We start from the raw sequence: 17213 nt of genomic DNA on the forward strand, positions 1-17213 counted from the left end.
TTACATTAATGGATATACGGTAGTTTTAGGGCTCAAATACCCTTTGACCTTTACACCGCTAGGCGTTGTTCCAGTCCAAGTATCTCCGGACACCTGCTTGTTTTTGAACGCCATATCGACTTCGACTTTTATCCTATCCGAGGTCCATGAATCTGGAAACATCGTAGATTTGCCATTACCACTTTTTGGTAAATAACTCCCGGGATTCAGAGGATCCTCCATCTCAATTTTAGCGACATAAACGCCCTGAGCGTTTGGCGGAACTTCTACGCTCTTTACCCGTACATCTCCTGTAGCAGTTGAATGCCCACCAACCACTTTACCGTTACTTTTCAATTCAGCACGCAGTATATGCCCATCAAAATCTACAGGAACAGTAATCTTTGAAGCCAAAACCTTAAGCTCTGATGGGCTCAAGCTTGCCGGATTTTTCTCTGCATTCTCCTTCTCAGCCTTCTCCTTCTCGGCTTTCTCCTTCTCAGCCCTCTCCTTCTCAGCCCTCTCCTTCTCGGCCTTCTCCCTCTCAGCCTTCTCCTTCTCGGCTTTCTCTTTCTCAACCTTCTCCTTCTCGGTTTTGCCCGCCTTCTCCCCACGACGATGATCATTCACCGAGCTGCCGCCAGAGGTAATGTGAGTCTCTTTCTTCGCGCGCCCGGGCGGCCCACTGCTCAGGAGATCTAAGATCAGCCTTCCACCACCGATTAGAGACTCATCATCTTTTTTCGAGGGCTTAAGCTGTTCGTCTGGTTTTTCAGCACCCAACATGTAATTGGCAAGTGCGAGAGCGGCATTAGCCTTAAACTCTTCGACCTTTTCAACAAACTCTTGACCTGCAAAAGTACTATTAACGACTTCGCCTACCAACAAGCTCAAAACGCCCTTCGGCCCTTGAGATAATGCCATCACATAGGCAACAGCTTCAGCTTTTTCAGGGTTGGCCTTAACGTAATCGTTCAATTTTCCGGCAAACGTCAATGTCTTTTGCAGCGCCGTCCTCTTACCCTCAACAGTCGTGATGTCCAGTTCAGTAGACGACTTCAGGTATTGATCAAGTCCAGGCTGGACGTCGGCCTTTGCCGCCTTCAGGTCAGCGTCGTTAACATGCATGATTTCATCAAGCTGCTTGAGCACACCCTCCTGGAACGCAGGATCGCTCATCATGGCCATTGCTTGAGAACGGCTTTTCCCAGAAAAAATCAGCGCCTGATAAACACTCTCGGCCAGCTCTTTCCCCGTTATTGCTTGAGCCCCTGGATCCATCGGACGCCCAAGTGCGACCTCGACCTTGTTGATGACGGCGTTCATGCCCGTCATCGCAACGTTCCAGTTAGCGAGGCTTCTTTTGTCCCACTCAGCAGCGCCCTGAGCCCAGTCTTTGCCGGTCTCAATAGGGTGCAGGACGTCGTTAATCGAAGAGCTGGTCACATAAAGATCAGTGCGCGATTCCTTATCGCGAGTAATCTCATAGGCTTTGGTAACGTCACGGTTCAGACCTGCTGCCGAGTCAGTCCCGTTCTTCTCGTCCGCACGCACGACAACGTCGCCAGCACCCACTGTTGCACGAACGGTTTGCTCACGGTCCTTGTCATACTGCCAACCGTTAACACTCCAACCATTTTCGTCGCCCTTTCCTTTACCGACCTGACTTGGATCCTGCGAAGCCCCACCGCCCTCCTTATAAGAGCCGCCCACATTGAGGTAGTAACCGTGTTCCTTGTCTTGCCCGGCAATGTCGGAAAAGCCAAGTGTTTCAGTGTCGAGCTTGAGTTTTCCGGTGTCGGAAGCAATCAGAGCACCATCAAGCTGAGTGTGTTTCTCTGTGCGGATATCGACGACATTGGCGCCGCTAATGCGTGTCTGGTCCTCGATCCAGTTAGACTTTCCGTTGGTTTGGCCGTAGCCCAAAGAGCCACTCATACTGAAACCAAACCCAACCGTTACCGTCGCACTCAGGTCAAACTCATTACCTTTAACCTTGCCTGTATCCGCCACCGAAGAAACATTCAAGTCTCTACCCACACGCCCAACCACACTGTCTCCACGCACTTGGGCACCGGCAACGTTAGTGTCTCTGCCACTTTCAAACCCTAGACGCTCCCCAGCATAGAGATAGGCTTCCTGCTGGCTAACGCCCTCACGCTCTAGATTGCCTTTGCCGAGGTTGACACTGGCATAGAAGCCAAAAGCTCCATCCTGTACTGCAATCCCGGCCTCGCCGCCGCCGCTGCTTCTAGTGCTGTCTCGTGTGGTGTTGTTCTGAGCGGCAATAATATTCAGATCATTGGCGGCACTCAGGTTGATATCGCGCCCCGCCTTTGCTTGAGTGCCTATCAAGTTGAGGTCGTTCGTAGCTTTCAGGTTAATGTTCCGCCCGGCGTCCAACTCAGTTGCAGTGGACAATTGCGCTTCACGATCCTCGTTGGCGACACCGTGACTACCCCCAGCACCAACCCTGAAACCGTTTGAGACACTGCCATGAAAGCCGCTCCAACTCTGATTTTCCTGGCTGTCATCGGCAACTCCGCCTTTGGCAACATCAAATGTAACGTCGCGTCCCTTAACGTTGATGTCACGCCCAGCGCCTAACTGGCCGCCAATAACCGTTACGTCATTACCGGCGGACAGGTTGACGTCATTGCCCGCAGTCAAGGTCGAAGACCGGCTCGTCAGTTCAACCGTTTGTTCAGTGACAGTCTGCTTGCTGTTGCCAAACTTGATGTCAGGCGTGGCGCCAGCAAAAAAATGACTGACCGAGTCCACCGCCTTCAGTGTGCTCGACCCCTTGCTGACGCCGTCTTCACCTTTCCCCGCTCCGTTAACTGCGTCTTTTGTGCTTCCAAAGTTATGATTGATCGCGACGCTCAAACCATTGCGTTCTTTCTCTCGTTGCTCCTCTACCAACAACCGCTCACGAGCGGCATCAATATTGATATTGCGCCCAGCCTTCAGGTCAATATCGTTGTCAGCCGCCAAATCAGAACCACGTTGATTGATGTCGCGCTTGGCAATGATTGCGAGGTTTTCACCTGCCTTGATCTGGCTCGCGGCCGCAGTCTGTTGTTCTAGCCGGTTCTTCTCGGCGCTACGGTCGGTACCGGCGAAGAAGGTGACGCCGTTGGCATCACTGGACACACCAATCCCTGTTTGTTTGGATTTGGCCCACTCGTGCTCGCTCTTAGCGTTTTGCGCAGCCACCACATTAACGTCGCGCCCCGCATTCAGGCTTACGTCACGCCCGGCATTGATACCACTGCCCACCAAATTGATATCGCGCTCGGCCTGCAGCGTCGCATCGCGGTCTGCCATGACTTGGCTACCAACGCTGGTGCTGCTCTGGGCTTCTTGCCCGGCTTTCTTGGCCGAGGAAATCGCGATGAATCCACCTGATATCGAACCGGTTTTCTTCTCGTACTTCTCACTACGGCTATAAGCCGTGTCATTGGCCGACACCAAGTTGATGTCACCTGTATCCTTTACCAGACCGGCTCTCAACTCAGCATCGTTCTCGGCATTGATCTCACTCGCCCGCAAGCGAATGTCATTACCCGCAGCCACGACCACGTCATTACCTGCCTCGAGCTCACTACCCACCTGGCTGGCCGTCGTTTTCAGCTGACTCTTACCACTCTTGGAAAGCCCTAGGAACCCGGACTTGGTCTTCTTGCTGTAAGAGCCATGCTCTTCAACACCTGACAGCACTGCGATGTCGCCCGTGGCGCCCAGCAGCATGTCGCCACCGGCCTTCAACTGGCTGCCGATCACGGTGACATCACGCCCACCTTCGATGTTCATGCCACCGTCGGCTTTCTTGCTGGCATTGACGGTCAGGTCTTTACCTGCCTCGACAACGGACGCCACGTTGGTGCTGTCGTAACTTTCGCGTTGCTCGCTTTTACTGCGGCCGAACGAGCCTTTGCTCTTCTTCGAATAGAACGAAGCGTCTTCATCCAGCGCTGACAGGATGCTGAGATCACGCTGCGCCTCGAGCGCCACATTGCCGCCGCCAGCGACTCGACTGGCCGTCAATTCAAGGTCTTTGCCGGCGCGCAATGACACGTCACCACCGGCTGTCAGCACGCTGGAAACCTGACTGATGTGGTCCTCCGAGCGAGTTACTTTTTTGGTTTTACTCGAGGAATGCTCCTCATCCGCTGCAGACGAAATACTCAGGTCTCCAGTTGCAGCAATGGCAAGGTCGCGCTTAACTTCGATTCTGCTGGCAACGACGCTTACATCACGCCCGGACGTCAGACGTAGGTCTTTACCAATATCAACAGTAGAGCCGATCTGAGAAACAGATGAGGAGCGCGCACCCATACCGCTATTCCCCGAATCACGCGTCTCGGTTGAAACTATGTTGATATCACGCCCAGCGTTGATCGTTGTATCGCCACCGCTCTTAAGCAAGCTACCGCTGTTGGTAACATCCCGCCCGGCCATAATGGATAGTGCGTTTGCGGCTTCAATATGTGCCGAGTCACCGTAGTAATTGCGATTGCCCGTGCCAAAGCCGTTGAGGCTACGTTCATTGACGACATCACCCTTCGTCGCAGTCAGTGTTACGTCGCGCCCAGCGATCACACCGCCGGACTGGTTGACGATATTGTTGCCTGCCAACAGGTCCAAACGGTTGCCCGCCTCAATCCGGCCACTGTTGACCATGTCATTGCCCGCGGCCGCCGAAAGATTGTTACTGGCACGCAAGGTGCCTGCGTTGATGAGGTCCTTACCGGCGATCAAGCTGACATCCTGACCAGCGATCAATGCTCCGTTCGATTTCAGACGCTGATCAGCATTGGCCAAGTAAAGTACCGGCACCAACACCCTCTCTCCAGCGACTTCATGCTCTTCCAACCATACGATGTCGTGGGTCAACGCCGCGACCTGTTCGCCGGTCAACGACACACCCACTGATAGATCCAGGCTTTGCTTGCTGCGGATGGCGTTATCCATCAGGTGTCGGAACAGTGCATCGTCCGAGGTCTGGCCGTCGAGGAAGCGCTGACCGGTACGGGCGACCACGGCTTGCTGAATCAGGCGCTGTTCATACAGGCCGTCTCCGAGGCGCTTGGCGCTCTCGTCAGGGTTGTAGCCGAGGCCAGCGAGCAGGTAGTCCGAACTCGTGAATTGCTTCAGGTCGGTCAGTGCGGGGTTGGTTTCGATCAGGTATTTATGTGGTTGCGATGCGGCGCTGCTGCTGGGCAAGCCTTGGACGCGATTAATGGGTTGCGCTGCCCCAGGTTCAGTGCTGCCTTGTGCCAGCGGGGTGAGTATTGGAATGTTGATAGCGGCGCCGGTATTGGACGCGATGGAGCCATCAAGCGCACCGTTCGTATCACGGGCAGCAGGTGTCAATACAGGCAAGCCTAGGTCCGGCCTTGAAACCTGCGTGTTGGCCGCATCACCGTGGCTGATTTCAATCCCTGTGGTACGGCCGGGCGGCAATGCACCGCTATCGGTATTGCCGGCGACGCTAATCGTACTGGCACTGCCACTGACGGCCCCGGCTTCGCGGACAGTCAGCGCGACTTGATGGACACCTGCTACGGCTTGCGCTGCATTACTGACCTGGAGCGTACGGCCGGAGGCGCCGGACGATGGTTGCTGGCGCTGCACCAAGCCTACGTTGGCGCCGCCCAGCGTCCAGCTCTGCGAGTCAGTGTCGCCACTGCTAACCTGCCCAGTGTTCGCAGCTTGTTCATTCAAGCGAAACAAGCCGTTTTTACCGGTAGGCAAGGTGAAACCTGGCAGAGCCACCGGGTTGACTTGCTGCAGGGCGAGACCGGGTGGCAGCTCGCGGTTGATCGTAACCATCACCGCCGTGTTGCCGGTGACCTGTGTTGCGCCCACACGCGATCCGTTGCCAGCTACAGCAACGTTCTGGCGCACAACACTGTTGGTCAGGTGCTGTGTTGCATTGATGCTGACCGCCCCACCCGCCTGAACGACGGCATTTGCCGCGCTCGAGGAACCAATGGTGGTGTTATTAAACGGCTGAGTGGTGAGCATTTCCCAAGGGCCATCTACCGCCCCTACGCCTGGGTCTACACCTTTGTCGGAGTTTTTGAGAATCAACGGTCCATAAACCGTTGAACCTCGATCCTCCCGACCATTGCGCTGGTGGCCCACACGAACAATGGACTCAGTACCATCGGCTGTCCAAACATGAATATTTGGGGCGGGCGCATTGTAGTAAGGGTCATGACCACGGTTGTAGTTCATGACCGTCACCATGAAGCGCGAAAGATCGTAGGGATGCAAACCACCGTAGGAGTATGAGCGACGCAGGCTGTAGTCACCCACCGACGCACCTTCATTGGTAAAGTTTTGCAGGGCAAAATTGATGTTGCCACCCGCACTGAGAGTTGAGTTCTTATTACTCAAATCTCCGCCTGTGACGAAGAAATTGCGCCCGGCCGTCATCGTGGCCGATGCCGAATCTTCAATAATCTGCGATTTGAAGTTTTGCACCCAAACCAGATAACTATCAGCTGAACGATTCGGAACTATCGACGTACAACTGCTGCACTGAACACCAATGTAACTGGATACCTGACCACCCGTGGTCTTGAACACATCCTTACGGTTCTCAATGCGCGCAGCCGCCAGGTTCAGATCCCCGCCACTCTCGATCGTCGCCGAAATATTGTTGATCGACGTGCTCTGCCCGTTGTTGTCATCCTTGGCAATGCTCACATTCCCCAGGCCGTAAACATCGGCAAATCGATTGGTGAACGTATCGGTGCGCAGCGCCATGTCGCCGCCGCTGAAAATCAGGCCGTTCTGGTTCAACAAAGCAGGTGTGGTCAGGCGCAGGTTTACGTTGCTGCCCAGCGTGCCGCTGTTATTGATCGCGCCTGCGGATACATTCAGGTCCGTAGCCGAGGTGATCCGCCCTTCATTCGCCAGCGTCCCGCTCACAGCGATGCGGCTATTGCCTCCACCGGCGATGCTCGCGAGTTGCCCCACGGTCAATTGTGCAGCCGTGAGGTCCAGCGCCCCTACACTGCTGACTCGACCGCTGCCCTCATAACCACCCGTCAATTGCAGCGCCAGGCTACCATCGCTGGCGATCAGGCCATTGTTGATCCAGCGACCGCCCTTGCCCTCCAGACGTGAAGAGGCCAGCAACTGCCCAGTCTCAGTCTGGGTGAAGGTGCCGACATTCACATTGAGGCGTCCTGCCTCGATGACGCTGCTGTTGGTCCAAGTGTCAGCATTCAGGGTCAGGCCGCCACGGGTCACGATGCTGCCACCGGCACCCGTGACATTGGGCAGGGAGATATCAAAATCGCCCTCGCCGGTGTGCAGGAGTTGGCCGCCGGTGTTCTGAAAGGTAGTGGCTGCCAGGCCCAGGTTGGTGTTGGCGGTTTCGACTACGCCATTGCGGTTGTCGAACAGGTTGCCGATCTGGAACTGGGTCTTGCCCATGCGCGCCAAGGCACGTAGCTGGCCGCCCTGATTGACCAGGTCATTAGCCTGTAAAGTCAGTGTCTCCTCGCTTTCGATAATCCCCGAGTGGTTGCTCAGTTGCCCACTGACGCCGAGGTCGATGCGCTTGGCGGAGATTTGCCCGAAGCTGTTATCCAACCAGGTGCCATGGGTTTGCAACGCCCCCTTGGCATACACTCCACCATAGGCGTTGAGGAATTGATTGGCCGTGATAACAGCATCGCCGTCCTGGGCGGCGATACGACCTTGCTGGTTATCGACGGTAAGCGCTGTCAGGTTCACACGCTGGCCTTGCACTACCCCGCCTTTGCTTTGCCCAACGCCATTGAGCAGACTGTCGCTTAATGTGGCATCCACTCCCCCGGCCAGGCTGGCCACACTACCGCCCTGGTTGTTAAGGGTGTTGGCCCTGATCACAGTGTCGCCAGTTTGCGCCAGGAGCTTGCCGCCCTGGTTATCGATATCGCCGCTGACGTCGAAGCTTGTACCGCTCTGGCCCTGCACGACGCCGCTAACGTTTGAGAGCCCTGCGGACTTGATTTGCAGGTCGGCTTCCTGACTGTAGATCAGGCCCTTGGCGTCATTTTGCAGGATGCCAGTGGTGGTGATCGCCACACGACCTTTACCGGCGACAGTGCCGAGCTGGCTGTTGTCCAGGCCGCCAGCCAGTAAGGTCAGCAACCCTTGGCTGGCTATCTGGCCACCCTGGTTGTTGATCTGCATCGCGCGCTGTAGCGACAGCGGGCCCGCGCTGGCCAACTTGCCATTGGTGTTGTTCAGCGAACCCAGCAAGTTAAGGGTCAAGCGGTCGTTCCCGGCGACGGTACCGCCGGTGTTGTTGAGGTCTGTGGCGGTGATGGCCAGGGCTTTTTGCGCGCTGACTGTACCGCCCTGGTTGTCCAGAGTGACCGCCTGCAGCTCGAGTTCGGCGCCGCTGTCGATCAGGCCAGCGTTGCGGTTGTTCAACTGGCCGGTGACGGTCAGGCTTTGTCCCGCACCACTTGAGAGGATGCCGCCGCTGTTGTCGAGACTGGCGGCAGTGAGGTCCAGCCGTCCCTGACTGGCCACCGCGCCGGCAGAGGTATTGAGCAGAGCGCCGGAAAGACGCACGTCCACCGCGCCGTTGCGACTGGAAAGCGTGCCGTTGTTGCGGTTGTCGAGACTGTCGCCACTAACACTCAATCCCTGCCAGCCGGACAACAATCCATTCTGGTTGAGCAGTGTGCCTGCGTTGACAGAGAGCAATTGGCTGCTGATCAACTTACCGCCGCTGTTATCCAGGCTATTGAGGTTAAGCGTCAGGTTTTGCTGGGTGGAGAGTTCGCCATTCTGGTTATTGATGGCGTGCACACGGTTCAGCGTCAGTGAGCCCTTGGCGGAAATCAGCCCGTTACGGTTATCCAGTTCAGCACCGTTCAAATCGAGGGTCACGCCCTGCGCGCCGACGATTTGACCGCCGCCCAGCGTCAAGCCGCTGAGCTTCAAGTCCATCGAGCCCTTGGCGGACACCTCACCGCCGCTGCCAGTGCTGAGGTTGCCTGTGGCAATATCGAGGGAGCCTTGGCTGTTGACCAAGCCAATGACGGTGTTATCCAGCGCCATCGCGTTGAGGATTACGCGGCTACCGCCCAACAGATTGCCGGCTTGGTTATTCAACAGGCCGTCGCTGGTCAGTTGCAGTTCGCCTCGGCCGGTCAATGTACCGCCTTGGTTACCTATGGAACCTGCGTGTACCTTGAGATTGGTGGCGCCGACCAGGCCCTTGATGTTGGCCAGGGCCTGGTCGATTCGCAGTGTCAGGTCTTGGTTGCTCAGCAGCTTGCCGTTGCTGTTATCCAGGCTTTGTGCCGCCAGGGTGAAGGCTTGGTCGCTGGAGATTTCACCGCCCTGGTTATCGACGGTGGTGAGGTTTTTCAGCAGTAGTGGACCACTGGTGTTTATCAACCCGCCACGGTTGTTCAGTTGACCGCTGCCCAGGTCCAGGCTCAACCCGGCCTGGCTGAAGAGCTTGCCGGCCTGCTGGTCAAGGCCAGTCACCGTAGCGTTCAGTGCCTTGGCACTACCAATGCTGCCACCGTTGTTTACCTGGCCAGCGACCAGGGTCAAGGTATCGCCACTGTTAAGGCGACCGGTCTGGTTGTTCAGGGTGCCGGTGGTAACCGAGACCGGACCTTTGCCACTGAGGGTGCCCTGTTGGTTGCCCAGGTTGGCGCTGCGCAACACCAAGTTAGCGTCAGTGACCAGTTCGCCGCTCAGGTTGTTCAGGTTATCGCTGACAACCACATTCAGGCCTTGCGCGCTGGAGAGACTGCCCTTGGTGTTATCGAGGCTGCGCGCCTTGACGTCCAGCGTGCCTTCGCTGCTCAGCAGGCCCTGGTTGTTGGTGAGGTCACCTGCCAGGTCCACCACCAAAGGTTGCTGGCTGAGCAACTTGCCACCGCTGTTGTCCAGCGTTGTTCCCGTCAGTGTCAGGCGCTGGCCATTCAATTGGCCGCGCGCACGGTTGAGTACGTTATCCACCGCCACGCTCAAGCCTGCGGCTGCGAACACCTGTCCGCCGTCACTGTTGTCCAGACGTTGGCCAGTGATGCTCAGGTCGGCGTTGCTGGTCAGCTCACCGGTGCGGTTATCGACGTCGCCCACGTCCAGCTTCAGCGCTTTTGTCGCGCCTACCAGGCCATTGCGGTTGTCGAGATTGACACCCGTAAGCGCCAGGGTGTCAGTGCTGATCAACTGACCTTTCTGGTTGTCGATGCGATTGGCGTTGACAGTGACCTTGGCCTTTCCCGCTATTTCGCCCGCGCGGTTGTCCAGTTTTGCGGCGGTCAGCAGGACGGCACCGTCGCCAATCAGGCTGCCGCGCTGGTTGTCGATCAGGCCGTCAGCGCCGATCTCCAGGCCACCACGGCTGCTGACCAGACCGTCGGTGTTGTCCAGGCTGGCGCTGTGCACATTGAGGCCGACCGCGCTGATGCGGCCCTTGGCATTGGCCAGGGCTTGTTCGATGCGCAGGTCCAGGGCCTGGTTGCTGATCAACTTACCGTTGCCGTTATCCAGGCTGCGTGCCGCGAGAGTGAAGGCGTTCTGGCTGGAGATTTCACCATTGCGGTTGTTCACGTTGCCGAGGTTTTTCAACACCAGGATCGGTGCGTTGATCACCCCGGCGTTGGCCAGCTCGCCGTGATTCATGTCCAGGTTCACCTGGCTGCTGCTGAAGAGTTCGCTGCCACTTGCCTGGGTCAGGCTTGCAAGGTTTGCATTCAGCGCGCCGGTACTGGCGATGCGTCCGCCGTTGTTGAGGTCAGTGGCCTTGATGTCGAGGCTGTTGGCGCTGATCGCACGGCCGCCAAGGCCGTTGTTAAATTGCCCGGTAGTCAGGGTGGCAGCGCCCTGGCTTTTCAGCAGGCCTTGCGCGCTGTTATTCAGGCCAGCGCTGGTGAGACTGAGCGCCTGCGCAGACTCCACCACACCGCCCACGTTGAGCAGCTCACCGTCACTTGCAAGGGTCAGGTCACCGGCACTGGACAGGCTGCCGCCGCTGTTATCCACCCGCTGTGCGTGCAGTTGCAGGCCGCCTTCGCTGCTGATCTTGCCGCGCATGTTGTCCAGCCCGGCCGACAGTCGCACCGCCAGCGAGCGTTGACCGGCAAGCGTGCCTTCGGTGTTGTCCAGGCTCGCAGCATTGAGGTGTACATCCTGGGCGAACACCAGGCCCTTGGCCCGGTTGATCACCTCGACCATCGCCAGTTCCAGTGCGGTGCCGGCCAATACCTTGCCGCCGCTGTTGTCCAGGCGCTGGCCGCTGATCTCGGTCTTGAGCTGGCCGGAGATTTCCCCGACGCGGTTATCCACGCGATCGACATTGAGTTTCAGCGCTTTTGTCGCGCCTACCAGGCCGCCATTGCGGTTATCCAGGTCGTTGCCGCTAAGGCTCAGGTTGCCCTGGGCAACAAGTTCCCCACCCTGCTGGTTCAGCACGCCGACCGTAGCGTCGAGATCAGCCTGGCTGGCGATACGGCCCTTGGTGTTGTCCGCCGTGTCCAACGTCAGGCGCAACGGCCCAACGGCACTGACCAGGCCGCCCTGGTTTTTCAAGGACTGCCCGGTGAGGGTCTGCGCCTGCTTGCTGTTCAGCACACCGCCACGGTTGTCGAAGCTGCCCGCCTGAAGAGTCATGTTGCCCTTGGACAACACGCGACCCTTGGCTTGGTTATCCAGAAGCCCACCTACCTGCACCGTGACACTGCCATCGCTGACCAGGCTGCCGTACTGACTATTGTCGACACTGGACGCGGTCACTTGCAGCCGCTGCCCGGCACCGAGCGTACCGCCTTGGTTGGCCAGCGCGCCTCGGGTCGTCAGGGCGAGACTGACGTCGCCCAAGACCTGCCCATTGCGGTTATTCAGGGTCATGGCGTCAATCACGCTGGCGCCAGCACTCGACACCTCGCCGTCGGTGTTCAGCCATGCGCCGGCCACCGCCAGGGTCAGGTCTTTTGAACTGTTGAGCACGCCTTCCGTGTTGTCCAACCGCGCGGCCTGAGCATTGAGCCCGGCTGCGGCGATCACGCCCTTGATGTTGACTAGGGCCTGGTCAATCTTAAGGGTCAGGGCTTGATCGCTGAGCAGTTTGCCTTCGCTGTTGTCCAGGCTTTGCGCAGCCAGGGAGAAGGCGTGCTCGCTGGAGATTTCGCCTTGCTGGTTGGCGACCGTGGAAAGGTTTTTGAGTATCAACGCACCGGGGGTGTTAATCAGGCCTGCGGCGTTGTTGAGTGCGCCGTGGTTCATGTCCAGGGTCAGGGTCGCATCGCTGCGCAGTGTGCCTTGCTGATTCAACAGCGGACCGTTGAGCACTATGTTCAGGTTGCGCTTGGCAAAGACGTTGCCCTTGAACTGGTTGTTCAGCCGGTCGAGGTTCAGTTGAATATCGCCGTTGGCGAGTACCTTGCCACCGGCACTGTTATCCAACTGACTGCCGTTGAGCGCCAGGTCCGTCAAGCTGGACATTTCACCCGCGCGGTTGTCCAGGCTGTCGACCTTCAAGGTCATGGTTTTGCCAGCGTTGAGTAAACCGCTGCGGTTATCGAGTTGGCCAACGGTCAGCGCCAGCTCACTCTTGCCGGTGATGCGGCCGTTGTTCTGGTTATCGAGACTGGCGGCGGTCAACTGCAATAGGCCGCTGGAGGCAAACAGCCCGGCCTGGTTGAGCAATTGGCCGTTGATCAACGCCTTCAGCGTGCCATCGCTGGTGAACGTGCCGCCGGTGTTGTCGAAGCTGGCAGCGTTCAGGTCCGATGCCTGCCCGGCGACCATACGCCCGTTGCGGTTGCTGGTCAGGCCTGTGTGCTTAAGGGTCAGGCGCTTGTCGCCTTGGATCAAACCGTTACCGTTATCCAGTGATGCACCGGTCAGTAAGGTGTTAGCGCCGAGAATCTCGCCTTGGCCATTGAGCAGGCTTGTCGTGACACGTGCAGTTAGGTCATTACGCGCACTGAGTTTACCGTCCGTGTTATTCAGGCTGTTGGCTTGCAGGTCCAGCCCGGTAGAAGCGACCAGACCCTTGGCGTTGTCCAGGGCCTGCGCGATACGCACCAGCAGTCCTTGCTCACTGAGCAGTTTGCCGTTGCGGTTATCGAGGCTGTCAGCCTTGAAAACCAGCGCCTGGGCGCTGGAGATTTCGCCACCTCGGTTATCCACGCTGGCCAAGTTATTGAGTAGCAATACACCTGGTGCATGGATCAAACCGCCCTGGTTATTCAGATGACCGCCATTCAGATCGAGGCTGACATCACCTTGACCGAAAAGACGACCATCGTTGTGCTGATCAAGGCTGCTGACACTGGCATTTAATGCCTGGCCACTACTGATGCGACCACCCACGCTGTTGTCCACGTGGCCTGCATTCAAATCCATGCGGTTATCGCCGCGCAGGGTGCCATGCTGGTTATTCAGCACACCGTTCAATTGCAAGTTCAGGTTCGTGCTAGCGACGACGGTGCCCTGACGGTTGTCGAGACTCCCCAGACTGAGACGCGCGTCCCCCTTGGAGGCAAACAAACCAGTCTGATTAAGCAATTGACTCGCGATCACAGTGGTCAATAGGCCGTCACTGATCACCTTGCCAGCAGTGTTGTCGAACACGGCGCTGGTGACGTCGAGGCGCTTACCGGCGGCAATAGTGCCGCGAAGGTTGCTAATGGCGCTGCCCTTGATCGACAGAGCGTTATCACCCTGAATCTGACCGTCATCGTTACCCAGAGAGCCCACAGCCAACGTGGCCTCAGTTGCCAGCAGTTGACCGTTTTGATTTAGCAGTTGGCTAGCGGTAACACCTAGGCTTCCTGCGCTAAGGATCCGGCCCTGATTCTGGTTGTCCAGAATCGACGCATTCAGTTGTGCATCGCGCTGAGCACTCAGCGTGCCGCCCTGGTTGGCCAGCTCGCCCGTGTTGATGCTCAAGTCACGGCTGGCGATCACCGTCTTGCCGGTGTTGTCGATGCTTTGCGCTTTTAAGCGCACATCGCCTTGGGCATTGCGGCTGTTATCCGCGTTGACGCCGGCTTCGATAATTCCGTTGTTGGTCAACCGCCCACCGGCGTCCAGTGTGATGCTGTCTTTGGCCGCCAGGGTTTTCTGATTGGTCAGTGCGCCTTGAGTGTTCACCGACAAGTCAGTACCGGCATACACCGCGTCTTTGGCCTCTACGCTGGCCGCTTTGACCGCCACTGCCGTACCGGCTGAGGTTTGGCCCATGACCACGTTACCCGCCGCGTCAATCTGGATATCGCCACCGGCAACCATGTCCCCGGACAGCTTTACGCCGACGCCTGCTTCGGTCCCAACCAGCTTCACCGCCCCCACGTACATGCCGCCCAACGCCGACGAGTCAATCGCCAGATCCGGCGCCTTGCTACCGTCCGCCGCACGCGCCGTCGCATTCAAGGTGCGCGCGTCCACATCGTTGCGCCCTGCCACGATGGTGAGCTTTTTAGCCTGGATCTGCGCGTTGATGGTGGTGGCGCGGGTGATGATTTCGAACTGGTCGACGTTGCTGGCATTCAGGCCAGTGCCTTCAATGGACACGTTGCCCTTGTCCACTTGATAGCGGCTGATCTGGCCGTTTTCGATGACCGCCTTGCCCGTGGTGAGTGTGGCTTGTGGGGTGTTGATAAAGCCGCAGCCGTTGCAGCTGATGCCGTAAGGGTTGGCCACGATTACATGTGCGGACTGCCCGGCTACTTCGGTGTAGCCACGCAGTTGGCTGGGGCTACCGCCATTGACCTCATTGAGGATGACGCTGGCGGCGCTGCCATGGAAATTCGGGTTGCCGACGATGATCCCGCCGAGTTGGGTGGACTGCGTACGGTCGGTGGCATTGTTGAGGATGACGCCGTTGGCACCGACGTTGTAGTCGTGGAATTGGTTGTGTGACAGCCCGTTGGCGTTGGGCGCGGCAATATTGACAATCGGTACGCCGTTGCCCGCTTGCCCGAGCGTGGTACCCGGCCCGCTCACTGCAATGCCGTCCGCCTGAGCCAGCAGCGGCTGCCAGAACATGGCGTTGGCCAGTACCAATGCCAACCCGCGCTTGGGCAGGCCCAGGAAGGTGGACCGGTTTTTTACGGCTGCAGAAGGCTGGCGCGCAAGGAAGGCGAACTGGCGAACATCCATGTCATGTCTCGATGCCCAGAGGGCGGTAAAAATTTAAAGGAAGAAATCCATGCGGAAATAGATCGGCGCTTCACGTTCCGTGATCGGGTCCGGTCGTTCCAAAGAGTGTGCAAAGGTCACCGTGGCCGCGACGTTCTTGCCGCGTGCAAACAGTTCCAGGGAATTGCTGCTCATGCGCCCATGCTGCTCGGCGTTGTAGCGACCATGGCGGATCACGCCCTGGTCGTAGCCGAGGCTGGTGCCGTATTCGGTCAGCACGGGTTGCAGCCAGGCCCAGGTCACCGGGCGGCTCCAGCGCAGGTCGTTGCGCCAATAGCCGCCGCTGTCGCCGGAGAGCATCTGATCTTTATAACCACGAATCGACGACTGCCCGCCGAGGCTTATGCGCTGGGGGCTGAACAGCACGTCCTCGCTGCGCTGGCCGGTCATCAGGCTGCTGAAACTCAACGACTCGCCCCACAGCTTGAACGGGTACAGGTAGCTCACGGTTGCGGTGTATTTGCGGTAGCGCGCATCGGCCTGGCCTGGTCGTGGGTTGTGATTGGCCTGGGCGTCGAAGGCGCCAATGCCGTCCTGCATGCCCAGGTCGATGTTGAGGAATGACCCGCCGATGCGTCGGCCGTGGTTGATACCGAACTGCGCTTCGCTGAGACGGTTGCTGCTCAGGGCGAGTTTGCTGTCTTCAATGAAATTGTTGGTGCGCAGGTAAGCCACGCCAGTGCTGAGGGAGGTTTTGCTCAGCGCGTCGCGATGAATGACTCGCTCCAGGCGCAACTGATGGCTCTGGCTGTCGCCCGACTGCTTGAAGTTGAAGTTGTTGGCCTGGGCCAGGGAGCGGTATTCGGACTCGCTGTAGCTGTAATTGAGGTTCCACCAGCCAAACGGCAGGTTGTAATTGAGCATCGAGTTGCGCGAGGTTTTCTGGTGATCGCTGACGGCATCATGGCCGCCACGCAAGGAAAGCTGGTCGGCCAGGCCAAGCGGATTATCCCAATCGAGACTGGCGCCCCATTGCTGCTCACCGGTGCTGCGCTGACCGCCGTTATGGCGTGACAGCCCAACGCGCCAGGGCTTTTGCGGGGTGTTTTTGACCAGTACATCGCTGCCACCCACCTCTTTACCCGGTGCCAGTTCCATCTGCGCCTGGTTCGACGGCAGCCGGTTCAACTGGTCGACCATCTGCTCGATTTCGCGCAGGTTGAGCAATTCACCCTGTTGACCCGGAAAGCTCATCGCGAGTTGGCGCTCAGTAATGCCACTGCCCTGCGCGCCCTTCAACCCTTCCAGCTTGCCTTCGACTACCTGGATCTTGAGCACGCCGCTGGAGAGGTCTTGTTGTGGCAAGTAGGCGCGGCTGGTGACCAGTCCTTTGGCCAGGTAGCGGTCAGTGATGGCCTTGAGCACCTCATTGAGTTGCGGCACGCCAAGGCACTGGCCGATGTAGGGCTGGATCAGCGCGTGACGTTCGCTTTCAGAGAGCGCGTCGGCACCGGAAACTTCGAGGGTCTTGATGGGAAAGCAGCGGGTGTCGACGGGCGCTGTTGGCTTGGCAGGCGCGGCTGCTTTGCCCGGCAAGTCCTTGAGTTCTTCGAGACGACGCTGCTGCTCTTCGAGCAAACGATCCTGGCGGTCACGAATCAGGTCGGTGACACCTGGCGTGTTCTGCAGGTCGGCAGCTTGAGCCCATCCGGCTGCGCTCAGGCAAAAAAAAGCGGACAGCAGGCCGAGCCCGGTCCGGCGTACCAAACGCCACATTTATAGATCCCTCTACATGGCACAGAGCCATCATTGAGCGGCGATGATATGATGGCAATTTGATGGCGTCAATTAATTGTACTTTGTTCACATACCGATACGTGATCCAAGAGTGAATGCCATTGCACATTCACCGCACCTCAAACGCAGCAAGATCGCCCTTAAAAACAATTTCCTAGAGATGGGCAGACAAGAAGACTCTACTGGGATGGCAACGCTCGATATATAGGACCATTCCCAAAAATAAAGGGAAATTTCCCACACAACTAATCGACTGGGCGGTGGTAGCGTTAAAATTCAACTGCGGATTTCGGAGCACTGTGACCGGCCGTTTC

General features: G+C 57.9%; 2 protein-coding genes. Both read right to left on the reverse strand.

What is annotated here, in order from left to right:
* Complete coding sequence (locus tag CI807_RS27315; protein WP_095016982.1) at positions 1–15123, reverse strand: hemagglutinin repeat-containing protein; 15123 nt, start codon at positions 15121–15123, stop codon at positions 1–3.
* A 33-nt stretch (positions 15124–15156) separates the two neighbouring features.
* Positions 15157–16878: a ShlB/FhaC/HecB family hemolysin secretion/activation protein gene (locus tag CI807_RS27320; RefSeq protein WP_095016983.1), complete on the reverse strand. Its 1722-nt coding sequence runs from the start codon at positions 16876–16878 to the stop codon at positions 15157–15159.
* Positions 16879–17213 lie beyond the last annotated feature (335 nt).

It is taken from the genome of Pseudomonas sp. NS1(2017) (assembly GCF_002269425.1).
Taxonomy (GTDB): Bacteria; Pseudomonadota; Gammaproteobacteria; order Pseudomonadales; family Pseudomonadaceae; genus Aquipseudomonas; species Aquipseudomonas reactans.